Annotated in this window: 23 protein-coding genes; 16 read left to right on the top strand and 7 right to left on the bottom strand. The window is 56.9% G+C overall.

Annotation, left to right across the window (positions count from 1 at the left end; all coding sequences use genetic code 11):
* Nucleotides 1-292 precede the first annotated feature (292 nt).
* From ACR0B5_RS19255 to ACR0B5_RS19240, 4 genes are all read left to right on the top strand, one after another.
* Entirely contained in the window at nucleotides 293-1,303 is a 1,011-nt protein-coding gene (locus ACR0B5_RS19255; protein ID WP_480542668.1) for a hypothetical protein, read from the top strand.
* Between the two features lie 444 nt (nucleotides 1,304-1,747).
* Nucleotides 1,748-2,170: a hypothetical protein gene (locus tag ACR0B5_RS19250; protein ID WP_480542666.1), complete on the top strand. Its 423-nt coding sequence runs from the start codon at nucleotides 1,748-1,750 to the stop codon at nucleotides 2,168-2,170.
* Entirely contained in the window at nucleotides 2,154-3,458 is a 1,305-nt protein-coding gene (locus tag ACR0B5_RS19245) for a hypothetical protein (protein WP_480542664.1), read from the top strand. The genes ACR0B5_RS19250 and ACR0B5_RS19245 overlap by 17 nt, the downstream gene beginning before the upstream one ends.
* Nucleotides 3,451-3,906, top strand: a complete 456-nt coding sequence (locus ACR0B5_RS19240) for a hypothetical protein (protein WP_480542662.1) — start codon at nucleotides 3,451-3,453, stop codon at nucleotides 3,904-3,906. The genes ACR0B5_RS19245 and ACR0B5_RS19240 overlap by 8 nt, the downstream gene beginning before the upstream one ends.
* A gap of 1,096 nt (nucleotides 3,907-5,002) precedes the next feature.
* Here ACR0B5_RS19240 and ACR0B5_RS19235 read toward each other — a convergent pair.
* Nucleotides 5,003-6,478, bottom strand: coding sequence for an NAD-dependent succinate-semialdehyde dehydrogenase (locus ACR0B5_RS19235; RefSeq protein ID WP_475217250.1), 1,476 nt, complete (start codon nucleotides 6,476-6,478; stop codon nucleotides 5,003-5,005).
* A 261-nt stretch (nucleotides 6,479-6,739) separates the two neighbouring features.
* Here ACR0B5_RS19235 and ACR0B5_RS19230 point away from each other — a divergent pair, with 261 nt between their 5' ends.
* The 7 genes from ACR0B5_RS19230 (at nucleotide 6,740) to ACR0B5_RS19200 (ending at nucleotide 14,433) form a co-directional block, all read left to right on the top strand.
* Nucleotides 6,740-7,819, top strand: coding sequence for a hypothetical protein (locus ACR0B5_RS19230; RefSeq protein WP_480542660.1), 1,080 nt, complete (start codon nucleotides 6,740-6,742; stop codon nucleotides 7,817-7,819).
* 254 nt (nucleotides 7,820-8,073) lie between these two features.
* Nucleotides 8,074-9,192, top strand: coding sequence for a hypothetical protein (locus ACR0B5_RS19225; protein WP_480542658.1), 1,119 nt, complete (start codon nucleotides 8,074-8,076; stop codon nucleotides 9,190-9,192).
* Nucleotides 9,193-9,214: 22 nt separating this feature from the next.
* Nucleotides 9,215-11,149 (top strand): AAA family ATPase, encoded by a 1,935-nt coding sequence (locus ACR0B5_RS19220; RefSeq protein ID WP_480542656.1) that lies wholly within the window; start codon nucleotides 9,215-9,217, stop codon nucleotides 11,147-11,149.
* Complete coding sequence (locus ACR0B5_RS19215) at nucleotides 11,142-12,176, top strand: hypothetical protein (RefSeq protein ID WP_480542654.1); 1,035 nt, start codon at nucleotides 11,142-11,144, stop codon at nucleotides 12,174-12,176. The genes ACR0B5_RS19220 and ACR0B5_RS19215 overlap by 8 nt, the downstream gene beginning before the upstream one ends.
* On the top strand, nucleotides 12,173-13,510 hold the full coding sequence (locus tag ACR0B5_RS19210; protein ID WP_480542652.1) for a DUF6638 family protein: 1,338 nt from the start codon (nucleotides 12,173-12,175) through the stop codon (nucleotides 13,508-13,510). Before ACR0B5_RS19215 ends, ACR0B5_RS19210 begins: the two co-directional genes overlap by 4 nt.
* Nucleotide 13,511: 1 nt before the next feature.
* Nucleotides 13,512-13,778: a hypothetical protein gene (locus tag ACR0B5_RS19205; protein WP_480542650.1), complete on the top strand. Its 267-nt coding sequence runs from the start codon at nucleotides 13,512-13,514 to the stop codon at nucleotides 13,776-13,778.
* A gap of 10 nt (nucleotides 13,779-13,788) precedes the next feature.
* The gene (locus ACR0B5_RS19200; RefSeq protein WP_480542648.1) at nucleotides 13,789-14,433 is read left to right on the top strand and encodes a DUF1523 family protein; all 645 of its coding nucleotides are present in this window, start codon (nucleotides 13,789-13,791) and stop codon (nucleotides 14,431-14,433) included.
* A 24-nt stretch (nucleotides 14,434-14,457) separates the two neighbouring features.
* Here the strand turns inward: ACR0B5_RS19200 and ACR0B5_RS19195 are convergent, their stop codons facing one another.
* The 6 genes from ACR0B5_RS19195 to ACR0B5_RS19170 all read right to left on the bottom strand — a co-directional run bounded on the left by ACR0B5_RS19195 (nucleotide 14,458) and on the right by ACR0B5_RS19170 (nucleotide 21,689).
* Nucleotides 14,458-15,552: a flagellar basal body P-ring protein FlgI gene (locus ACR0B5_RS19195; protein ID WP_480542646.1), complete on the bottom strand. Its 1,095-nt coding sequence runs from the start codon at nucleotides 15,550-15,552 to the stop codon at nucleotides 14,458-14,460.
* A complete protein-coding gene (locus tag ACR0B5_RS19190; RefSeq protein WP_480542644.1) occupies nucleotides 15,549-16,556 on the bottom strand; it encodes a flagellin in 1,008 nt (335 codons plus the stop codon). The genes ACR0B5_RS19195 and ACR0B5_RS19190 overlap by 4 nt, the downstream gene beginning before the upstream one ends.
* 2 nt (nucleotides 16,557-16,558) lie before the next feature.
* Entirely contained in the window at nucleotides 16,559-18,010 is a 1,452-nt protein-coding gene (gene flgK / locus ACR0B5_RS19185; RefSeq protein ID WP_480542642.1) for a flagellar hook-associated protein FlgK, read from the bottom strand.
* A 27-nt stretch (nucleotides 18,011-18,037) separates the two neighbouring features.
* Complete coding sequence (locus ACR0B5_RS19180; protein ID WP_480542640.1) at nucleotides 18,038-19,333, bottom strand: flagellar hook protein FlgE; 1,296 nt, start codon at nucleotides 19,331-19,333, stop codon at nucleotides 18,038-18,040.
* 91 nt (nucleotides 19,334-19,424) lie between these two features.
* On the bottom strand, nucleotides 19,425-20,264 hold the full coding sequence (locus tag ACR0B5_RS19175; protein ID WP_480542638.1) for a flagellar motor protein MotB: 840 nt from the start codon (nucleotides 20,262-20,264) through the stop codon (nucleotides 19,425-19,427).
* Nucleotides 20,265-20,351: 87 nt separating this feature from the next.
* On the bottom strand, nucleotides 20,352-21,689 hold the full coding sequence (locus ACR0B5_RS19170) for a FliI/YscN family ATPase (protein ID WP_480542636.1): 1,338 nt from the start codon (nucleotides 21,687-21,689) through the stop codon (nucleotides 20,352-20,354).
* 87 nt (nucleotides 21,690-21,776) lie between these two features.
* On the opposite strand from ACR0B5_RS19170, the gene ACR0B5_RS19165 reads away from it, so the two are divergent.
* The 5 genes from ACR0B5_RS19165 to ACR0B5_RS19145 are packed head-to-tail and all read left to right on the top strand — an operon-like array spanning nucleotide 21,777 to nucleotide 23,854.
* Nucleotides 21,777-22,166, top strand: a complete 390-nt coding sequence (locus ACR0B5_RS19165) for a FlgB family protein (protein ID WP_480542634.1) — start codon at nucleotides 21,777-21,779, stop codon at nucleotides 22,164-22,166.
* Nucleotides 22,167-22,178: 12 nt separating this feature from the next.
* The gene (gene flgC, locus ACR0B5_RS19160; RefSeq protein WP_170479807.1) at nucleotides 22,179-22,565 is read left to right on the top strand and encodes a flagellar basal body rod protein FlgC; all 387 of its coding nucleotides are present in this window, start codon (nucleotides 22,179-22,181) and stop codon (nucleotides 22,563-22,565) included.
* A 12-nt stretch (nucleotides 22,566-22,577) separates the two neighbouring features.
* The gene (fliE, locus tag ACR0B5_RS19155; RefSeq protein ID WP_480542632.1) at nucleotides 22,578-22,868 is read left to right on the top strand and encodes a flagellar hook-basal body complex protein FliE; all 291 of its coding nucleotides are present in this window, start codon (nucleotides 22,578-22,580) and stop codon (nucleotides 22,866-22,868) included.
* A gap of 3 nt (nucleotides 22,869-22,871) precedes the next feature.
* Nucleotides 22,872-23,144: a flagellar biosynthetic protein FliQ gene (locus ACR0B5_RS19150; RefSeq protein WP_170379938.1), complete on the top strand. Its 273-nt coding sequence runs from the start codon at nucleotides 22,872-22,874 to the stop codon at nucleotides 23,142-23,144.
* Entirely contained in the window at nucleotides 23,144-23,854 is a 711-nt protein-coding gene (locus ACR0B5_RS19145; protein WP_480542630.1) for a flagellar hook-basal body complex protein, read from the top strand. The genes ACR0B5_RS19150 and ACR0B5_RS19145 overlap by 1 nt, the downstream gene beginning before the upstream one ends.
* Nucleotides 23,855-23,864: the final 10 nt, after the last annotated feature.

The following is a 23,864-nucleotide window of genomic DNA, read 5'->3' as shown; positions in this document are numbered from 1 at the left end:
AGAAACGCCGCTTGCTGCATCATCAGAACGCGGCGTAGATTGAAACTACGGCGAGCCTGATCCTCCTAAGCCAATCAAACGCTCGTGTTCCAAATCATTCGATGACGGACACGCAAGGCCACTGAGGCCTTTTTGATAGACGAGCTACGAAACGACTCAACAGCAGCCGCAAAAAGACCAAAGCAGTGTACCACCTTTCGCTATCGTGGAACGCCGCTACTGTGCAAAAACCGCAGATTGTGGTACAAGACACATCAGATTTGAGTTCAAAGAATACGATAGGAAAATTCCAATGAACGAGCATTCTGGGCTGCCCCAGGAAGCAGCCGATAGTAGTATTTGCAAAGTTGATAAGTGCCAAATCGCGAAAACTGAACGTATACGAAAAGGCGAGAAAGATCCTCTTTGTGACACTGTAGACCGTGTCTTGATTGGAACTGACCGATTCATAATCTATTCGGTTGTGCAGGAAGTGACTGACGGGTCTGACACTGTTGCCAATGATGCGGGGGGCACGTCCAAGAGTGGCGTCTTTGGTGGCGCAAAAGGGCGCCGCTTGGATCATATTTGGTTGCGAACGAAATTTCCCGAGGACTACGAGTGCGCAAAAGAGCTCCGTGCAAACCTTAGTAGCGTTGCAGGCGAATTGGCCTATATTTGTGACTTAGTCGATAGCATATGTAGGTCTGGCAGTCTCGATACTGGAAGCTCAAATTCTCTCCGTAGAAGGGCGACTGAGATGATGGCGCGGGCTATGGAAATGGCCTACGAGGGCAACCAGAAAGTTGCAAAAGAGCTTCTCAATCACGTTCGCAACCACATTACAAAGCTTCGCGACAGCAAGAACCGGATGCGTTATGTGCAGGGGAATTTGTTCGCACTTTTCGCGATATTGATACTTTGGGTTGCTCTGCGATTTTCAGGGCCGTTTTCAAATCTATTGGTGGCCAGCTCATCAGATTCGTTCAACGTCCACGCACTGGATATTCTAGCTTTGGGTGCAATTGGTGCGTTTTTTTCCGTCTCCGGATCCGTAAGCAGCATACGGGTGGATCACTCCGTTTCCCTGTGGGAGATGGTTTATACGGGTTTCATCCGTATCCCCATCGGGGTTATTGCGGCGGGCGTCGCCATATTCCTGATTTCAGGTGATTGGCTGCTAGCATCTATAGAGCCCGCACTGAAACCATGGACGTATTTGCTGTTTGGTTTCATTGCCGGGTTTAGTGAGCTGTTCGTACCAAATGCACTAAGGCAAGTTGAAGCGGCTTCGAATGTGGCACCGCCTTCAGGCACAGGTTAGTCGAGCATCTACCTGTTCGCTCGTCGATGGGGTTGGACAAGTTCGGCAGAACCAATCCAGAAATTGCTCGATATGTAACCCGCGTCACAGACTACCCCAACAGTATCGGCCAATCTACTTTCATTGACGAACTAGCGTTGGTGTATTTGAGAACGCGAGTTTTCTTCTCCCTGTTGGTCTGGGACGCGCTTGTGGTTGGGCGCGCCCCTTTTTTCTCGGCCGACAAGGTGAAGCCCGCAGCCGATAGTTAGCCTTCATCTGGCTGCCTCAATGCCCGGGATCATCAGGTGCGGGAGCAGTGAAGTTGTCTCCTGTTTGAAGATAGGGTTGCGGCCAAAAAAGAGCGCCGTTCAAAATTTCGTTTTAGGGAATTTCATGCTATTATCCCCGATACTTTGAATTTGTTTTATCTATTTGGGTTGGCAAATGTCCTCAAAGGCACAAGTGAAAGCTCTCGTTGCTTGGGCGACAGTATTGACACTGATGCTGAATAACGGCCTGCAAGCGCAGCTTCGGACGTGTGAAGAAATACAAGCCGCAATCGATACCAAGCAAGCTCAGCAAGAAAATTTTGTTGCTGAGCTAACAAAAGCTACCGCTGAAAAAAAATGCTTTGAGAACGTATTAGATGCAATTGCAGAATCTCAGGCAGCCTTCGATGCGCTTGATGAGAGCGAACGTGAAAGTGCAGCTCCAACTGTGCAATACCCCGAATGCTCAAATGCATATGGACAGTTGACTGTCGAGCAGGCAGCTGAACTGTTTGTTGCGGCAGAAAAAGCTGAAAGCGATGCCAAAGCTGGTATCATGACAACCGTCCTTGAACTCAATACGGAGAAAGCAAACTACAGTGACGGATGCAACTGACATTTCCAAGGAGCTTGCCGACGCGCTCGACAATGCTGTTGAAAGCAAGTTTAAAAGCGCCCGGAACACCGCTCGCGTCTCCATACTAGTTGCAGTGATATCACTGACGGGCGCTCTTTTCGGAGGTATTGCGACTTATCAGACAGCCCGTATCCAGTCAGAAAAAGACGAAAAGCTGGCAGAAATTCAATCGCGAACCGACGAGAGACTTCAGGATCTGAACGCGCGGCTAGAGAGGAGTGGCCAAGCAATCTCTCGCGCCGAAACTGTCGCAAAGCATTACGAGCTGCTCCTAGACAGGAAAGAGGGGACAAACAAGCGACTCGCATTTCTTAATCTTTGGCACCTATACACCGAAGCGGAGGACAGGAGGTTGCTGATCTTAACCGCTCTGCAATACGCCGGTGACGATGTCTTCGAATTGATGCTGGTGTTGGCTTCTGAGCTTGAAGGGCACGAGGAACTGATTACCGAGTTGACGCACAGAAAGGCGTGCTTAGAAGACGTTACTGGCGGCGACCATGATTGCAACGTTAATGAATTTGCGAAGCAGCTTTTGTCAAAACTGGATCCTGAGAAGGCACTTGAGATTCTACTTGAAGCAATGGCTCGCGAAACACTGACGTCCCCAAACAACGCTAACCTGGATATTTTGAGGTCTTTGATCCTTAGACAGCCTGAATTAGAAGCAAAGTTATTGGAGCTGTATCAGGAACGATACTCGCAACTTGTTGGACTTTCCTACCTGCTCTACGAGTACGGAGAGCCAGCTCCGTTTCAGAGCGTGCTAAAAGCCGACTTGTCACCTGAGAAGAAACGGGAATTGGTAGATTTTCTATCAGGATGGCCCCTTGTAGGTTTGAAGCCAGAGGATCGCACTGCGCTAGTTGAGTTTTTAATTCCGCTTCTGTTGAATTTCGACAATCCGAAGGATCAACTTCTTCTGGATTCAGTTGTTGCGACACTTAAGAAGCTCCGAAATGCTATGAACGAAGAACAGACTCGGATTGTTGCACTACATCTGAGCGATTTTGTTGCTAAGCCGGAACTCAGCTGGCCAATACGCTCTAGGGCTGCCGAAGTACTCGCATTGATTGACATTGATGATTTACTCCTGGCACTAGAGTCCGTGAACGTCGCAGATCAGGTTTTGCTATCCGAGGATTTCGCTCGTACTCTAACTACGAATGCCGATGCCTTGAGCAAAGACTACCCTGACACGCCTCCGCCAATTTCAAATGAGTTTGGTCCGTGGCAGAACTGGATAACGGAGGTAATTCATGAGTAACATTCCGTCCTATTTCCTGGTTGCCTTGCTTTCCACAGTAATTGGCCTTGGGTTCGCTAACCAATCTGACGCACAGCTCCAGGATGCGATTTGGGAGAAGGGCTATTGCCTTGATGAGCGGGGCAACGTCATTAGCTTTGACTATTCCGCAGGCGTTGTGCCGCCGTACGGTACAGAACGGAATGGTGCGGGTTTGGTCGTGGGGGATACTGAAGCACTGTACGAATTCTCCCCTCTAACCGCGCAATTTTTATTCACACGAGCCTGTCTGCAGGCAGCGTCAATCAACATGGGTGCCAACGTAGCCGAGCGCATTGAATGCCAAGCTGCAAGGTTTCTCGCCCGGCGTTTCAATATGAGCCCACACGAGTCTCTCAAAATTGTCGATGAACTCAGCCAAGCTTCTGAGACCAGAGAAATCGCGCGCGCTTTGCGGTTTTGTGAGTAAGTGCGAGGATTTCGCCCTTCAATATACAAAATTTTTTCAACCGCGACGTGCTTGTTCAAAGACCGTGTGTTGGAACACCACCGCAAATACGTAAAATTACTTGTTCAGTCATTGGTGTACCTTTTGCGGGAACGGCCATTGGTTTTACTGGGGAAAATGAAACCAACTTGTTCGCGGCGTTTACAGAGACTTTGGGTATGGCCACGTTGCGCTTATAGCCGATGCTGACCTAACCATTTTCCAACTCAATTGCGTGATTGCTGCGTCATCCTCGATCGTTGCGGCTTTGGCTGGGCGCTATTAACGGTGGCGAATAACATAGACAGGCGGCTTTCTTGGTAGGGTTGGGGCGCTCTAAGCACTACCACTTTAGCATTGCAGCCGGCCCCGCATTGTACGGGGCTTGGATATTGCACACGACCCTTTATTGCGTCCCCATCATTGGCTGCGCGAACCGTACGTGCCCGGTCGTTTGGTCGCGGTGTGAAGCTTGAACGGGTTGTGTGCGCATCGGCGAGAATTGAACAAGGGTGGGTCGGTTTGTTTTGTCCATCGCGACAAGTTCCTCGCCAATGCCCACTAGGATGCCTTTACGCTTTTTCGACGCCATAACTTCCGGCGTACTCCTATCTAGCTGGTCTTCCGGGAGTGGTAAAATTCCAAGTTTCGCGGGCATATCACCACCAGTTAATGTAATACGCGGCTGGTTGCGTGATCAAACAGGCCCAACTTGCCATGGTTCAAGGGGCACCTCTCTATCAACCCCCCCAATAAAAAATTTGCAGAGGAGCAAATTGGAACAACTTGAAACAGCCAAATTGTTGAAAAGAATAACACTGGAAAAGTTTCGATACACGATGAAACACGCAGAAGCATGAATTAAATACCCTCCAGCGGCTGCACCTGTTTCTCAATATTCATCCCGGCCAAGGGGAATATTCCGGACGCGTGAGTTGGTGAGACGCGCGACTGGCTGTCGGCCCGTCTACATCCGCGCATCTTTGCTCTGTTTTAGGGAATGGAGAGACATCAGGCAGGCAAGGCCCTGTCATATCAGTTGCCCCTCTCTACGCGATGAGAGAGGTAGTCTTCAAGATCAGACCGACAGGCAGACGTATTTCATTTCCATATAGTCTTCCATGCCATGATGGCTGCCTTCGCGACCAAGGCCGGATTGCTTGACGCCGCCGAAAGGGCCCAGCTCGGTCGAGATGATGCCGGTGTTCACGCCAACGATGCCATATTCCAGCGCCTCGGCCACTTTGTAGACGCGGCTCAGGTCCTTGGCATAGAAATACGAGGCCAGACCGAAGATCGTATCATTGGCCATGGCGATGACGTCATCTTCGTCCTCGAACTTGAACAAGGGCGCCAGTGGGCCAAAGGTTTCGTCCTGCGCCACCATCATGTCCTGAGTCACGCCGGTCACGATGGTAGGTTGGAAGAAAGTGCCGCCCAGATCATGAGGCAGGCCGCCGGTGAGAACCGCGCCGCCCTTGTCGGTGACATCCTTGATATGCTCTTCGACTTTGGCCACCGCGTCGTCGTTGATCAAGGGGCCGGTGGTTGTGCCAGCGCTCAGTCCGTCGCCGACGTTGAGCGCCTCAACCGCAGCTTTCAGCTTGGCGGCAAAGGCATCGTAGACGCCGGCCTGCACGTAAATGCGATTGGCGCAGACACAGGTCTGACCGTTATTGCGGAACTTGCACAGCATCGCGCCTTCGACCGCTGCATCCAGATCGGCATCGTCGAACACGATAAAGGGCGCGTTGCCGCCCAGCTCCATCGAGCATTTCATGACCTGATCGGCCGCCTGACGCAGCAGGATGCGTCCCACCTCGGTCGAGCCAGTAAAGGTCAACTTGCGCACGCCCGGGTTCTCGCAGAACTCCTTGCCGGTCTCGCTGGCCTGAGTCGACGGCACGACGTTGAAAACACCCGCGGGCACGCCCGCCTGCTCTGCCAGCAGCGCCAGAACCAGGGCTGACAGAGGGGTCTCTGTCGCCGGGCGCGCGACAAAGGCGCAGCCCGCAGCCAGTGCCGGGCCAGCCTTGCGGGTGATCATCGCGTTGGGGAAGTTCCAAGGCGTGATCGAAGCCGCCACGCCGATCGGCTGTTTCATCACCATGATCCGCTTGTCGCGCTGATGGCCGGGGATGGTCTCGCCATAGACCCGCTTGGCTTCTTCCCCGAAGAACTCGATGAAAGAGGCCCCATAGCCGATTTCGCCAACAGCCTCGGCCAGCGGCTTGCCTTGCTCGGCGGTCAGGATCTTGCCCAGATCCTCGGCGTTTTCCATCATCAGGTCGAACCAGCGGCGCAGGATGGCGGCGCGTTCCTTACCGGTCAGCTTGGCCCATTCCTTTTGCGCGGCTTCGGCCTGTGCGATGGCGCCTGCGACCTGCGCGCGGCTGACATCGGCAACTTCGGCAATCACGTCCCCGCGTGCGGGGTTGGTCACTGCGAACGTGCCGTTGTCACCATCCACCCATTGGCCGCCGATATAGGCTTTGGTCACCAGAAGGTCGGGATTCTTGAGCAGGGATTTCAGATCGGTCGTTGCGTCCAGCATGGGTCAGCCTCCGGCAATATTTGCGTTGCGCGCACCCAAGCAGGTGTCATGCGCTTTGTCTATGTCCATTGTCGTGCGGCGATGAACCCAGTTGTGCCTCTTTTCCACTGCGAAGCGACTTTGGCCCCCCGCCGGTGCCATATGGCTTTCATTTCTCTTGGGAGTTTGCGACAGTTTTTGAAATTTCCGAGCGATAGGAGATGTAAATGAGCGTTACATTACCTATCTATATAGAAATATAAAGAAAAAGGGATAGCATAGATGTCGAACCAGCAATTTGAGGCATTGATCAAAGAGACTCAGTCCAAGGTGCGTGAGTCGCAATCGCAGATCGAAGGCCTGACTTCACGGATCGAGGCTGCACGCGCCAAGATCGGTACGGCTGAGGCGGATATCGACATCGAAAACGCCACGCTTGAGGATGTGCATGCCCATACCGAGGTGATGAACGCCAATATCGCTGAGTTGATCATGGGGCTGGACGATGTCACCAGTGCGTTTTCCAAGGATTTCGATGAGATGCGCTCGAAAACCGGGTGGGAGTCGTTTGTTGGCATCTTCTCGAAAGGCAAATCCGAGTCGATGCGGCAAGAGCGCATGCGCACGGCCAATATCGACGACAAACTGCAGGACCTGATCGCCAAATCCGACGTGATCGTCAAACTGCTGGAAGGGCAACTATCCGTGCTTGAAGAACAGCGCGTTAAGGTTGAGGACAACCTGACCGTCACGCTGGACGACCGTGAAGCCACCGTTGCAGAGCTCGAGGCGCTGCGGGCCGAGATTCAGGGCATGGACCCGACGATCATCACCTTGGAGAACAAGATCAGCGTCGAACAGGACGCCGCCGCGCGTACTCAGCTGGAAACCGAGCTGGCCGAGCTGAACAAGCAATACAACGCCAAGGTTCAAGAAGAACAGGTCAAGCTGGCCAAGTCACAGACGCTGGAGCGCTATATCGAAAAGGGGAAGACCTGGGTCGACTCACTGCAGAACCAGGCGGCGACGCAGATGGTGCTGATCAACAAGCTGCAGACAGACACGCAACAGCGCGTGGTGCTGTATGACGCTCTGACCAAATCGTTGAAAACCGCGCAGCAGCAGGACGTGGCCCACCGCATCAATGAGATCGGTGTGAAGACGGATCAAGAGGCGCAAACCGCCATGGCCGCCATTGGCACCGCGACCAACCAGAAAATGGCCGACATGCTTGAGGCGCATGAGGACCACATGGTCTTTGCCCGCGACGTGCTGGAGAAAAAGGCCAAGGCGGATGAGCGCTTTGCCCGCCGGTTCGCGTCGATTGTCGAGAAGCATGACAAGAATTTGTATGGCGGATGAATGTTGCGCTTTTCGGACGTCAACTGGTCAACTTTCGGCAAACCCAACAACTTGTCCAGTTGGGTGGCAAGCTGGCTGGGTCTGGTCTTCGTTCTATGGCTCATCTACCTAGCCGTGGGCTTCAAGCCATGGATGCCGGTTATTCCTCTCGTGCAGATTGTTCATTTCAAATTCGGTTGGTTGACGAGGAATGAAGACTAGTTCTCATAAAAGACTGGCTTTTTTCAGTAGTCAGCCCAAAGGAGGTTCTCTTTTTGAGTGACCCCACCCAAGACCATGTCGGCTTGACCGACACTTTCGCTTCGCGCCGGTATTTTCGCAAATTCGAGGTGATCACCGTCCACCTCCTGCGCGTGGCTGCAACGATGGAGGCTGAGGGCGCGATCAGCAAGCAAGAGGTGCGGATCGTGTCGCGCTACCTCTCGGGGTTGCTTTACACATTCCGCGCGCTCTCCATGAAATACCTACTGGTCGGGCGTGATACAGGGCGGTTCTTTGGCAGCCTTGCGATGGACAAGCGCGACAGCGGGTTCCCGGTGGCGGCCGAGTTGCTGACTATGGCCAACGACGCGCAGCAGGCTCAGGTGCATCTGGCGAATATGCCCTCGGAAGATGATCTGAAAACCGACATGGTGCGGACGATCATTGGCGATCAGGAAATCCCAACCAAGCTGCAATTCGCGCTGTCCCAAAGGCTCTATTACGAGGAATTGCTGAAAGGCCAGCTGTTCTGGGCCCGCAACGATCCCGAATGCCACTGGATCGGGAATGAGGGCGAGCGGCGCAAGTTTATGATCCACTGGGCCGTCTATGACAGCCAGATCAACCTGCCGGTCATCTATCTGATGCAACTGGAGGATAGCGGCAAAACCGCCCTGCCCAAGGACCAACGCCGCTGGCCCGAGGTACAGGCACATCTGATGGCTCAATCACTGGGCGGTTTGAAACTGGTCACCATCGCTAAGGGCTTTGATCAGGATTTCGACGACCTGCACCCCAAACACCTGCGCCGCATCCATGTGGGGCCGATGTATTCCTCGGCCTATACCGAGCAATCTGGACCTCTGCGGCAGGTGCTGGAGGATGCGCAGTCTCCGCAAGGTCAGGACTGGGCGCTGGCCTGGACCACCGAAGAACTGGAAAGCGAAGAGGTGATCGAGGAACGCGCTGGGTGGTTCTCGACCGTCGAGCGTGAGGTTTTTGCGCTGGACCCGTTCGGCGGGCAAGGGGCCGAGACCGGGGCGACGCGCACGCAGCGCTCGATCATCCTGCCTCAGCGTCCGTTTCAGGTACTGGCCGAGCGCAACCCGCCGGGTTTTGGCGATGTGCGCAAGTTCGTGGTCAGCAAAACCGGGCAGGTGTTGAGATATTGAAGACAGCAAAGGCGATTTTGAAATGAGTTTGACGTCAGATCAGATGGAATTGCGGGAAGACGATATTCGCAAGCATTACCCGGCGGCGACGGCCTTGTTGAATGGGTTTGAACACGCGCCGCGGATTGCGAAACCCGTTGAAGTGGCGGTTGAGCGGTCATCGGGCGTGTCGACGGGGCGGCGGTTTCGATCCACGACGCCCGGGCTTGTGACGCGGCGCACTGTGCGGGCGGATGGGGTGCATCTGGTGGAGCGGATCGAGGCGTCGGATGATGGTGATACGCTGGTCTCACCCCCTCAGGCCACCGCGCAGCAGGCCATTCGGCGCGCGATTGCCATCGCTCTGGCCGTGGCCGAGGCTTATGCGGAGCAGACTCCTTTGGCGGATTTGAAGCGGGCAAATCTGGCGGGGGACTTGCCTGTTGCGCGTAGGACTGAGTTTTCGGAATTGCTGACGGCTGAGGCACTGGTCAACTCTCATGTACTGGGCAACGCGCTGGCTTATCTGATGTCGTCCCATCTGGGCGAAACCACCATTGACCTCGGTGAGATCGAAGAGGTTCTGACCGACAATGGCCAGCTTGCCCTGCACGGAGCCTTGTGGGAGCTGGATCAGGTGTTGGCCAAACACGCCCCCGACGACGCGCGTCTGATCGCCGCCATCAGCGCCTATGCTGAACAACTGATGGACAAGGTCGCCCTGCGCGCGCAATCCGCTGGCCATCTGGCCCCTTTCCAAAACGCGGCCTGGCATATCGAGGCCGACGATCTGACGATCCGGGGGTTTGAGCCGGCCTCTAAGGCCAAATCCACCACCCTGACCATGACGTTCAAGAAACCGAATGAGGTGGTCGGCAACCATATCGCGAAGTATCAGGCGATGAAGCTGGCCAAGATGCTGATGGCCTATGACTTCGACCGCCGCCTGAATCCGTTTGCCGAGCTTGGCGGGTTCATCTTCACCTTTATGGGCGATGGCAAACCGGGCACCGGCAAGACCACCCTGATCCAGATGATGGCCGGGCTGATCAATGACTATTGCCAGAACGCGGGCTATCCGTTCCGCTATCAGAACCTGAGCACTGACAATATCGACAGCTATCAGGGCAAGTCCGGCCAGAACGCAAAAGCCTTTATCAACACGATTATCGACCCCTCGGTCATCGGCTTCGGCACCATCGACGATATCGACCAACTGGCGGGCAAACGCGGCGACCGGCAGTCCTCGGCCGGGCAGTTGGAAATTACCGCCGTGCTGATGGAGAGCTTTGCGGGTGCCAACACCGTCGTGCGCGGCAACTGCACCTTTGGCATGTTCTCGAACTACCCCGAGAATGTGGACGATGCCCTGCGCCAGCGGGCTGGAGCTCGGTTCCTGGTAGACGGGCCGCAGACACGCGAGGATTACATCGACATCCTGCACCTGCTGATGGGTCGCAACCACGACATCCCGCTGGGTGAACACGACGCCTATGCGGCGCAGGAAATCAAAAAGGCCGTCGCCGCCAGTTTCGAAAGCCACTCCCGCCCGCATGAGGACGCTTTGCTGCAGGTCTACGACCGGGTTTCTGGCGAGATCGGCCAGATGGACACAATTGCCAAGCTGGGCACCTACCTCAAGGCGATCCAACAGGCGGATGAGCGCTTCACGGGCCGCGCGATCAAGAACATCACCGACGCGGTCAAGGTCCGCGCGATGGATTTCGAACTGCCCGATGAATGGATGGAGAACCCCGACCTGTTCCTGTTCCGCGACTACGACACCAAGAAGGCCATGATCGAGGACCTGCACCAGCCGATCACTGTGGAAATGGTGATGCAGGAGATCAACCGCTACGCCGACAGCGAGTTCCGCTATGCCGACAGGAGCGACGAGGTCGCCATAGAAAACGCCGTCCGCGAGATGGGCCGGATGGAAGAGGCCAAGCGGCGGTATCTGGAGGGGAAGGATGCCTAACGCAAGAATTAGCTTTCCCGAAAAAACAGACTTAGGTTCAATCTTCGGATTTGCCAAAGAGTTGGACTACTACAGCGGCCATGATCGCTTAGTTATCGAAATGCCCGACAAAGCGTTTTGCTCACCATTCACGATGTTGATTTTGGGTGCGAAGATTAAACACCTGAAAGATCGTTGCGAGAACCTGACGGTCGTGTTCGATAACTGGAATAACCACTCATATCTATCGCACATGGGCTTCTTTAGCATGTGCGGATTCGATCATGGGAATTCGATGGGGCAGGCCCCGGGAAATTCTCGATATCTTCCGATTACTGAACTACGGGAACAAGAGTTGGTTGAAAAGCCGACTGACGAATATGAAGAAATGCAAGACTTGCTGCAGCGTTCGGTGGATCGGATTGCCCTCGTTTTGGCTCACGACCAAAATGAGAATCGTGATCTATTCGATGTACTTGGATACTCTTTGCGAGAAGTATTTCGGAATAGCTTTGAGCATGGTGAGACAGATAAGATTTACTACTGCGCCCAGTATTGGCCTACGAGCAACAAAGTAGAGTTCGCGGCATGTGATTTTGGAATTGGAGTAAGAAGGGGGCTGGGACGGAACCCAAACTTTAGATTTAATTCAGATAAACAAGCACTCGAGTGTTCTTTACTTCCCAGCGTCTCGGGTAGAACCCACGAACCAAGAAGGTCGGATAATTGGTTCAATTCTGGGTATGGTCTTTACATGACTAACCGATTGGCAAGAAACGGCGGCAACTTCGTAATTTGCAGCGGCAACACTGCTATTTGCATGACTCCAAAGACCAAGGCGAACTTCTCTACATCGTTTCCCGGAACGATCCTTAGGGTTAACCTAAACATCGGTGCAATAGGGCGAGTTCAGGACCGGCTTGCAGAGTTTAGGATGGATGGAAAAGAGATCGCGGCAAAGATCTCGGGGTCAGGCAACCGCCCGCCTTCAGCAATGTCTCTCCTGTTGCGGCGAGATTATGCTCCGTCACATAGGAGGCGAAAATGATCCGCCTCATCGAAAAAGGCCTGATGTTCGGCAACCTCGTCCACATCTCCAGCCCGGCCTTGGTCGAGCGGTATAACCGCGCGTTGCAGCATCTGGCGGGGAAGACCACGGCTCTGACGGATTTCCACGTGGATATCTCGGGCTATTCGCCGGAGGTGGGGATTGAGCTGGACGACCCGCTCTACCTCAACCCCAATGGGGTTAACCGGCAGTTCATCCTGCTGACGACCGAGCAGAAACGCGCGCCTTTGCTGAACGTCAAATTCTCGACCTCGCGCGATATTCTGCGTGAGTTTATCGAGTTGAACGAGGCGCAATTGTTCGCCCTGACCGCCACCGACGCGGTGGCCGGAGAGCTGGTGAACTCGGTCTTCAAACTCACCACGCCCGATGATCTGCTGAACCTGCGCAAAATCGAGATTGAGGCCGATACAGCAGGCGGCACCCTGCGCAAGGCCGAGCAGCTGGCGGGCATGGTCGAACAGTTCAAAACCGCCGAGGATGCGTGGTTCGATGACGTGCTGATCGCCCGGATGATCGAAACGGCGAAAGAAACCGGAGACGTCACCCGCAACCCGGTCCACCTCCGCCACACGGCGTTTGAGCAGCGCAACTTCTGGACGGCGCATTTCGGCGGGCTGTACCTGTTCCCGGATGTGGATCACCCGGCGGCGATCTGCATGGGCGAAAAGCCCGACGATCTGAAAATCAAATACACGTTTGACCCGTCCCAAAGGAACCAGATTGCCAAATTCCTAGACTATAATGATCTGGTCGAACCCATAGTGAAGGCGCGCGGCGTGGATGCGGCGGCGATCCTTCAGCAAAAGATGGATTTCCTGACCGTTGCCGCCGCCGCAGATACTAATGTTGATCTGATGGGGCTGGATCGCCGCGATATGAGGCGGTTGGCGCGAAACCACTCGGATCGCTTGCCCGAGGCATATCACGGTCTCGCCCAACTCTTGCGCTGGGCGACGGATGGGGGGCCTTGGCCGCGGATCACCTCGGACCATCCGGCGTATTTCTACACGTTGCGCGCCGCGGATACGCCGTACCGCGATTTGGTGAATATGTTGCTGTCCGAACTGGCTCCTCTGGATCCTCGCCAGATGTTCATCTGCCACAAAGAGCTGTTCTACAAAACCTATGTCACATGGCCCGAGGCCAAAAAGGCCTATGTTGCCGAGTTTCTGGCCCGCGAGTATCAAGTGGATAAATCCGGCGCCCGCGCGGCTCTGTTCGGTCATGAACCGGATATGAGCGGAGAAGATCGTGTCAGCGATACAATCATCGCGCGGGTCGGCCCTTGGGGCGCAGTCGGGAGGAGTTGATATGTTCGGAGCGATGCGCCTGTTTCTGGTCCTGCTGGTTCTGCAGACAATTGCCTATTTCGCGCTGTCGCTCTATTCGCGCGGCGTCCGCCGTCGCAAGCTTGAGAAGTGGTGGGATGAGAAGGGCAAACAGGGAAATAAAGAGGCCTTTGTGGAACGCGGGCTGCACGTCTATGACAATTCGTTCCGGCGCAAACTGATCCTGGCGGTGTATATTGTCCCTTGGGTGGCAATCGGCGCGTTGATCTACATCGTGAATTATATGTGAGGGTTACGGCATGGCCTATGTGAAATGGGCATTCATTATCATCTTCTGGGGCAGTGTCGCTGTGATCCTGCAATATTCGCTGCCGCAGCATGATGTTGTGCGCATCGTCAACACCTATGAAGAGCGGCAAGACCTGAACGACTGGACACGTATTTTCTGGTCCGAGCCCGAAGACCAATCCACCAGCCTGTCGAACCGCGACGTGCAGTTTATCCAGGCCGTCCGTGCCAACGGGAAGCCCATCGTCTACCGGAACGAGGATACCGGTTGGGGCTGGCCGTTCTATTTCAAGTTCGACACCGCCAACCTCTATACTGAGGCCAATGACGCGATTTCGGACAAGAACAATCCCGACTGGGTTGTTGTAACCCACTATGGCTGGCGCAATGAGTTCATGTCGATCTTTCCCAACGCCGTCTTTATCAATCCGGTCGAAGGTCCAGACGCGCGGATCATCCCATGGTTCAACATTGCCTTCCTGACTGTCTTTGCTGCCATTGTCTGGGCGCTTTGGGTGCGCTGGCGCCGGTTCCGTCAGGCGCGGATCGACCCGATGCTCGAATCGATGGAAGATGGAATCTATGCCGCAGGCGACGCCATCGATGAACGGCGCAGTCGGTTCCGCCGTTGGCTGGATAGTTGGAAATCCAAATAGAGGCCCGGCGCGTGAAGGGTACCACTATCGAACGATGAATTCGGCGTGCAGGGCCCCCGCGGCTTTGATCGTTTTCAGAATGTCGATCATGTCGCGCGGCGAAACCCCCAGGGCATTCAGCCCTGCCACGACCTCAGATAGGGTAGTGGCTTCTGGGATTTCGGCCAGACCGGTGCCTTCCTCTTCTTCGATGCCGGCGAAGGTTCTAGGCACCACGACGGTCTCTCCGTCAGCGAACGGGTTGGGTTGTACGGCGATCGGAGCCTCTTCCACCGTCAAAGTCAGGTTGCCTTGGGAAACCGCGACCCGAGAGATCCGAACCTCTTGCCCCATGACAATCGTGCCCGAGCGCTGATCGACCACAACGCGGGCCTTGGTTTCAGGTTCAACCAGGATGTTTTCGATCCGACCGATAGCGTGCGCTGTCGACACGGACTGCGTGGCCGCGATGTTCAGCTCAACGGTTCCGGAATCGCGCATGATGGCCACTGCACGGTTGAATTCACGGTTGATAGCCGTTTCGATCCGGCCCGCTGTTGTGAAATCGGGCTCACGCAGGGCCAACCGCATTTGGGTCAGGTTGGACAAGTCAAAGTCGATCTCGCGCTCGACCCGCGCGCCGGATGGGATCACGCCCGAGGTCGGAACGCCCCGGACGACGGTCGCGGCCTCACCTTCAGCCGATGCACCACCCGCCAGCACTGTGCCTTGGGCAACAGCGTAGATTTGCCCGTCCGCCGCATTCAAAGGGGTCATGATCAGCGTGCCGCCCAACAGGCTACTTGAATCCCCGATGGCCGAGACAGTGACGTCGATTTGCCCTCCGACCCGTGAAAACGGGGGAAGACTGGCCGTCACAAGGACGGCGGCAACGTTCTTGGGGCGAAAATCTTCACCATTCACATTCACGCCCAGCCGTTCGAGGATGTTGGACATTATCTCTTCGGTGAAGGGGGAATTCCGCAACCCGTCGCCAGTTCCATTCAGGCCTACGACAAGGCCGTACCCGACCAAGTCGTTGCCGCGCACCCCGTCGAAATCAACCAGATCTTTCAGACGGATTGCGCCGGCAAACGCAAGGCTTGGCATCAGAGCCAGAAGAAAAACAAGAACCCTCATCTCAGGAAGTTCACCAGTGACAGGTTCGCATTGCGAACGGTGACGGAATAGAGGCTTTCCAATTGGAACTGCACGGCCTGAAGCTTGGTGGCCGTTTCATAGGGATCGGCCTGGATTAGGGCGTTGCGGGTGTATTCCAGACTGGTGCGTGCGGCGGCATTGCGGCTCGTCGCCTGTTCGATACGCGCTTCGGCGGCGCCGACCTCGGCCCGCAAAATGACCGTGTCATCCTGCGCATTCGCCAGGGCAACGCCCAACTGCTTGAACAACCCGGTGCGCTGATCGTTCGGCACCGCCAAGGCATCGTCGGCAACCAGCGCGGCGATAGCAACATCCCTGAGCGCCGCCTTCAGCGCAGGGTCCGTCGCCGTGATATCGAGAGTAATGCGTTCATTTTCGGCAATCTGCATCGATGGCAGCGCGGCGTTCGACCCTTGGTAGATGACCGCGTCAAAACCTGCGGGGTCATTGAACCAAGCCTCGGCTGCGTTGCGAATGTCGGTTACAGTCACCAAGCCCGTCAACTCAGCCTCAAGCGCGGTCAGCAAGGTCTCGGCCGAGGGCAGCGGCGAGACATCCGTCGCGGTGCCCGAAAACAGGCTGCGGCCGCCAATCCGGGTTTTCAGCGCGGACATCATCGTGTCCAGCTCATTGCGGGCCTGGACCGAGGCTTGTTCATGCGTCACAGCGTGGTTTGCCGTGCCAAAGGCCAGCAAAGTTGCCGTCATCTCGCCCGTTGAGTCACTGAAAACGCCAAGGCTTTGTTGCATGGCGTCCGAGAACAGCTTGGCCTCGGACGTGGCGATGCCAAACGCATCCAAACGCGTCAGGCTGCGGTCCAAATCGAGGAGATGCGAATAGTCGCCGCCCAGATGGCCCGAGACGTCCTGCACCTTGCCGGTCGACATTTCATACGAAAGCGTTTCAATCTGTTGCTTGATCTGGGTGGACCGGGTCTGCAAGGTCAGACCTCGGGCAAGATCACCTATGGATGTCAGCGTCATGTTTATAGCCTCAATAGGGTGTCCATCAGTTCATCCACGACCGAGATGAGACGCGCATTGGCCGCATAGGCCTGTTCGATTTGCATCAACTGTTGCAGTTCCTGATCGGTGTCAACGCCCTGTTCCGCCTCTAGCTGTTGCATCTGTTTCTGGGCGCCGGTGGCGAATGTTTTGCGTTGTTCGGCAACATGGGCATCTGCGCCGACGCGCGACATCATCGCCTCGGCGATCTCAGAGGCGCGCATATTTCCGGTGCCAAAGATCGCCCCTGCGACCGGGCGGGCTTCGATCAGAGCGGCGCTGAACGCGTGCAGCTGGGTCGAATCTCCGGGGTCATTCGGGGCAGCAGCGCCGAGACCAGCGCGCAGCCTCCAGCTGTCTCCGCCGGAATCCGGGTCGACGACCGCGTTGAGGTTGATGCGAGAGGCAAGCCCAGTCAGCATTGTCAAATCCAGACGGTTGCCGCCGTCTGTGAACAAACCCGGATCGGTGGCCAATGCCGTTGGATCCAACCCGGGTGTTTCAAACCGTTCCACAAGATCGCGCGCAACTGTGTCGAGCTGGGTTTGCACTTCGGGGGCAAGTTGGTCGCGGATTTCAAATTGGGCCGCCAGCGCACCACCACGGATCTGAGCGGAATCACCGCTGGTCCGGACCGGGTTTCCGTTCATCTCCAGCCCCGACAGCAGGCCGTTGCCCACGTTCATATGGGGCTGAGTGTCGCCTGTGGTGGTGAAGGAAAACTCAGCCGCTTTGCCTTCAAGCAGGATCAGCCCGCCATCGGAGTAAAGAGAAACACGGTCATTGTCGCGCGGGACGACATTGACCGGAATCAGCTCATTGACCTGGTCGATCAGAACCTGCCGCTGATCCAGAAAGGCATTGATGTCACCGCCCGAGTTCCGGATCGCGGGAATTCTGGCGTTCAGATCCTCGATATCCTTGAGGGTCTGGTTCAGGCTGGCGATCTGCGAGCCGATCGTCCGGTCCGCATCCGAGCGCAACTGGCGCAATCCTTCCGATGCCCGATTCAGACTGGCGACCACGTCGCTGCCACTGCGGGCCACTTGATCCAAACGCTCGACCGAGTCAGGCAGGCTGGCGGCGGTGATCAGACTGCTTTCGAACTCGGCCAGACGATTGGAGAGAAATGCCGCGTCCTCCGGCGTGCCCACGACCCTTTCCAGTTGAGTGTGAAAGTCGGCCACAGCGGATTGGTGCGACAGATCGGCGTCGGTGGCGCGGCGATTGGCCGTCAGAACCGGGTCCTGATGCCGAATGATGCCTGCGGTGCGGACGCCATTGCCTGAAATCAGGCTGGTGGTCAGCTCCAATGAGCGTTTCGCGTAGCCGGGCGTCAGGACGTTGGCAATGTTTCCGGAAACGACCGACGCACCCCGGCTGGTGGCGGTCAGGCCGGTCATGGCGTTGTTCAAAGCTGTCGACAGGTTCATCCGACGGGTCCTTTCCGAGGGTCAAAGTCAGCGTTTGATATTGGTGGTTTCCTGCAGCATCTCATCGACGGTCTGGATCACCTTGGCGCTTGAGGAATAGGCGCGCTGTGTCTTGATCATCGAGGTCAGCTCGGTCGCGACATCCGTGGTGGATTCCTCGCGCGCGAAGGAGACGAGGTCCCCCGTCGGACCCTCGCCCGCGTTCCAGAGGAAGAAGGTGCCGCTTTCGCGCGACGGTGCGTAGGTCTGGCTGTCAAGCGCGGTCAGGCCGTTGGGGTTTGGCACATCTGCCAGAGGGATCTGGAACATGCGGCGGCTGACACCGGTGTCGTAGAGGGCGTAGACATACCCGTTTTCATCGACTTGAACACTGGTCATCGTTCCCACCGCTGACCCGTCGCGCGTGATCGAGACGGGGGCGAAGGTGTCCGAAAGTTGCGTGATTCCGTCCGCATCACCGATCTCACCGATATTGATCTCCATCGGGCCGCCCGCGACGTTCACCACCGCGCTGCCGGTTGCCGGATCATACGCGCCACCTGTTACCGGAGTGACCGTGGCAAGCGTACCGCCTGCGGTCCGGCTGTCGGTGAAGGTCAGAGTGTATTCACCGATCACCGCCCCGCCTGACGCTGAATCGCGCATGATCATGGTCCATTCATTGCTGGAGCCTGTGGCCGGAACCGTTGGCACCAGCTCGATATCGACGCTTTCGGATTTGCCAAGGTTGTCGAAGTATTCAACGGATAGGGGCTGCGAATCACCTGGCGCGCCCGCATCTGTGGCGGTCGCGGGCAGGTTCATGCGCAGGTTCATCTGTGTTGTCGGGGCACCGGACAGCTGGTTCACACTCAGCTGAATGGGCTCGAGCGCCGCTGGCGTATCCCGTGGCACAGCAGGGATCGAGCCATCCGGGTTCGCGCGCCATCCCAGAAGCACCAGACCCGATTCGGTGACCAGATAGCCCTGATCATTTGTGCGAAATGATCCGGTGGTGGTCAGCAGCATCTCATTCGAGCCACCCGCAATCTGCGAGCTTGGCCGCACCGGCAGCATGCCCCGACCGCGCACGGCCAAATCGGTCGAGTTGTTCGTAGTGACCAGCGAGCCGCGTTGATCAATCAACCGCTGACTTGTGGTGCGCACACCACCAGCGGAATAGCTGCCCCCCTGGCCCGAGGTGACCATGGAATGAAAATCCGTCTCCACCCGCTTGTAGCCGAAGGTCGAAGAGTTGGCGATGTTGTCTGAAATCGTAGCCAGCCTGTTGGCATTGGCCTTCAACGCCGCCACACCGGCATTCAGCGAAGAGGAAATGGTCATTGGCACGCCCTTCTGTTGCGTCAATCGTTGATGCAACAGGTAACGCGCTGGGCCTTAACAGCGCGCTAACAGGTAAAATGCCACCTATCCTTTAGCGATTTCGCAGAAAGATCACCTCGATCCGGTTGTTGCGCACGGCCATGGGATTGCTGTTCGACATCTCTCGGTCCGCGTGCCCGGTCACCCGGTCAAGCCTCTGTTCTGAAAAGCCTTTATCCTCAAGAAGCTGCCGGACAATCTGCGCGCGCGCGGTGGACAGATCCCAGGCCGGGTTGTCGGCCAGAACCACCGGAGACGCGCTGACATGCCCTTCGACGGCGACGTCATTGCGCACCAGATCCGATGATCGGGCCACCAGCAGAGCAAGCGCGCGCATCATCGTGGTCGGCTTGTCTGTTCCCGATTCGAACAGAGGCTGATCCTCGGTGTCGAACAGTTCGACCACCAACCCTTCGTCGGTGACTCGCGTGACGATGTGCTTCAGCACTTTGTCCGATACCATACTCTCACCCGTGCGCCCCAAAAGCTGCGCCTCGAGTGTCGAGAAATCCTCGGTCGTTCCCTTACCTGCGCCGTCGGCATCCACCCCGGTGGAGCCGCGCGCCTTTCGGGCATCGGTCGGGAAACGGGCGCTTGCACCCGATCCGTCCATCACCATCGTTTTCTCGGAAAACATGTTGTTGCCGCCAAAGGCTCCATCGCCCCCACCCGAGACCGGGTTCACCGGAATCGTTGGCGAGAAGTAATCCGCCAGCCCTTTGCGTTGTTTCTCGGTCGTTGCGTTCAGCAGCCACATCAACATGAAGAAGGCCATCATGGCCGTGACGAAGTCCGCATATGCGACCTTCCACGCGCCACCGTGATGGCCATCGCCACCTGATACACGCTTCTTCTTGATGATGATTGGCGCCGCATTGGTTTGCGCACCCATCTCCACCACCTTTTTATCACCCAGTTACAGGCGTAGCAGTGCAGGTCTTAAGGGGGGCTTAACACTTAAAATGCTTCGGATTTCGCCTCATCGCGGCAAACCCGCCGACGCCCTGCGCAGGATCAGGGACAACCGGTTGAAGCTGTTCTCAATACCCTCCGGATCGGTTTTGCCGAAGAAGCTGTCCAGCTCATCATGAACACGCACGGCCTGATCCAGCAGCGGGTCCGAACCCTCAGCATAGAGACCGGCCCGGATCATCACCTCGGACTGCTCATAGCTGCCCACCAGTTCCCGGGTTTCCGAGATCATCTGGTTCTGGGCCTCGGTCGCGGCGGCAGGCAGGCTGCGCGACACCGATCGGCTGAGGTCGATCGCGGGGAATCGCCCGCGCTCGGCGATGTCGCGGCTCAGGACGATATGGCCGTCCAGAACGCCACGCAAGATATCCGCAACGGGTTCGTCCATATCGGAGCCAGCGACCAGAACGCTGAAAACGGCAGTGATGTCGCCCTGCGCCTGTGTGCCCGGACCGGCGCGCTCACACAGATTGGCGATCAAAGGGGTCACCGACGGAGGGAACCCACGCAGTGAGGGGGATTCCCCCATCGCCAAAGCGATTTCACGATGCGCCTCGGCGAAGCGGGTAACCGAATCGGCCAGAAACAACACATTGAGGCCCTGATCGCGCAGATACTCGGCCACCGACATCGCCGACCACGCGCAGCGGCGACGGGCCAGAGCGGACTGATCCGAGGTCGCCGCCACCACAACTGCGCGTTTCATCGCCTCGGGCCCTAGCGCATGGGTCACGAATTCATTCACCTCGCGCCCGCGTTCCCCGACCAGAGCCACGACAACCGCATCCGCCTGCATCGACCGGGCCAGAGTCGCCAGCAGCGTCGATTTACCCACACCCGAGCCAGCGAAAAGGCCAACGCGCTGGCCCTGCACGATCGGCAGCATGGTGTTGAGCACTGCCAGGCCCGTGGCCATCCGCTCACCCAGCGGTTTGCGCTCCACGGCGGGCGGAGGAGGTTGCACAATGTCCCGCGCCTGCGCACCTGGCAGCAACGGTTTTCCGTCCAGCGCCCGGCCAAACGGGTCAATGACCCGACCCAACCAATGCATCCCCGGCGCAAACTCGGGCGAGGCTTTCAGGCTCACACGGTCGCCAAGGCTGACGCCATCGGGCGCAGAGCCGGGAATCATGTGGATATGCTCGGCCCCCACATGCAGAACTTCGCCCTCAAGATCAGGGCCCACGCGGCGGTGCAGCGTCAACAGGTCACCTATTCGCGCGTGTTCCGTCAGGCCGCTGACCTCGATCACCCCATGCGCCACGCCGGACACAAGGCCCAGATGGCGCACTGCGGACAGCCTGTCGAATTCGTGTTTCAGAAGCATCGGATCGAGATCGGGCATTGTGGGTTCTCCAACTGGGTTCTGAAAACATTTTCTAAAGGAATCGGGGTTAAGCCTTGATTGAAATTGATCGAGGGAGAAGCCCCGATGTTCTATGACCTGAACGTCTTTAAGACAGCGTACGCAATGGCAACCCATGCCGGACAACGGCAGGCCGTCATTGCGCGCAACATGGCCAACGCTGATACGCCGGACTACCAGCCCCGCGATATCGAGGCCTTTAAAACCGCATTCGAAAACACATCAGCCAAGACCGAAATGACCGCCACCCGGCAGGGTCATCTGAACGGCAGCAACCTAACCGGGCAAAGCTGGGCTGAGTATGAGGCTGAGCCGCACGGCGATCCCAATGGCAATGGCGTGTCGCTGGAAGGTGAGATGCTCAAAGCGATTGAGGTCAAGCGCCAGCATGACCGCGCCTTAGCGATCTATCGCTCATCCATTGGCATTTTGCGCACCAGTCTGGGCCGCGGGTAAGGAGCGGTTGATATGAGCGATTTTTCCCATTCCCTGTCTGCCTCGGCCAGCGCGTTGCGCGCGCAGGCGGCCCGGTTGCGGCACGTGTCCGAGAATATCTCGAACGCGGATACGCCCGGATACCGGCGCAAAACCGTCCCGTTTGAGACCGTCCAGCAGGATGGCAAGGCGATGGTGCAGGCGGGCCGCGTGCAGCTGGATCGCCGAGACCTGTCTCGTATTCACGACCCAAGTCACCCACTTGCGGATGAAAGCGGACACTACCTCGGCTCGAATGTCGATCTGATGATCGAGATCGCCGACGCGCGTGAAGCGCAGCGAAGCTATGAGGCCAATCTGAAAATGTTCGATCAGACGCGGCAGATGTCGTCGTCCCTTATGGAATTGCTTAGAAAATAAAGGAGAGCCAGAATGGATATCCGATCCCTGACCGCCGCACAAAACTACACTGTGGCGCGACCTGCAACGCAGGCCAGTCCCGATCACGAAGGCATGGCACAGGGCCTGCGTTCAACGCTTCAGGACTTTGCCACAACCCTCAAGCAAAGCGAGCAGATGTCGCAGGCTGCGATGACCGGGCAGGCCGACCCGCATGCGCTGGTGCAGGCTCTGGCCCAGACTGAACTTGCGGTCGAAACGGCCGTGATCGTCCGCAACAAGGTGGTCGAGGCCTATCAGGAAATCCTGAGAATGCCGGTCTGAGCCATGCTGAGTGAAGGTCTTTTCTACGATATCGTCCGTCAGGCGCTTTGGGTCGCGGTGATCACCTCGGTCCCGATCCTGACGGTGGCGCTGATCTCGGGCCTGATCGTGGGTCTGTTTCAGGCCCTCACCTCGGTGCAGGAGATGACGCTGACCTTCGTGCCCAAACTGATCGCCATCGTTGTCGTGTTCTGGATTTCGATGGGGTTCATGACCCAGACACTTGTCACGTTTTTCACGGGAACCCTGGTTCCGCTGATCGCAGGAGGTCGCTGATGGATACCGCCTATGTCACCTTGTCCCGCCAATCCGGGCTGATGAATGAAATGCGGCTGGTGGCGAATAACATAGCCAATGCCAACACCACCGGCTACCGTGCGCAGGGGCTGGTGTTCTCGGAATTTGTCCGCGACATGCCGGGTAATCCGTCCCTGTCCATGAGCCGGGCCGAGGCGCGCAATACCTCTCAGCAGCAAGGGGTCCTGACCGAAACCGGAGGGCAGTTCGACTTTGCTATCGAAGGCGATGGCTTCTTCATGGTGAAAACACCCGAAGGCAACCGCCTGACCCGTGCGGGTAGCTTCTCTCCCAATGCCGAGGGCGATTTGGTCGCCCCGGATGGCGCGCGGGTGTTGGACAGCAATGGCTCGCCAGTTTTTATCCCGCCCGATGCGGCCTCGATTGATGTGGGCAGTGACGGGACGCTCAGCGTCGAGGGGCAATTGCTGGGTCAAATCGGGGTCTACCGCGTCGAAGACCTCAAGGATCTGGTGCGTGAGGGCAATACGCGGTTCAGTACCACGGGCAATATTGACCCCGTTGATGAGCCTGTTGTCCTGCACCGTTTTCTCGAAGGGTCGAATGTCAACGCCATCGCTCAGGTGACCCGGCTGATCGAAATCCAGCGCTCCTACGAATTGGGTCAGAGCTTTCTCGAAACCGAACATGAACGGGTACGCGGCGCGCTCAAGGCGCTGATGCGCTAAGAAAGGAGAC

Source organism: Ruegeria sp. AG1, assembly GCF_056541705.1.
Note: the sequence above shows the minus strand (reverse complement) of the source record. Positions and strands in the feature narration are given on the sequence as shown.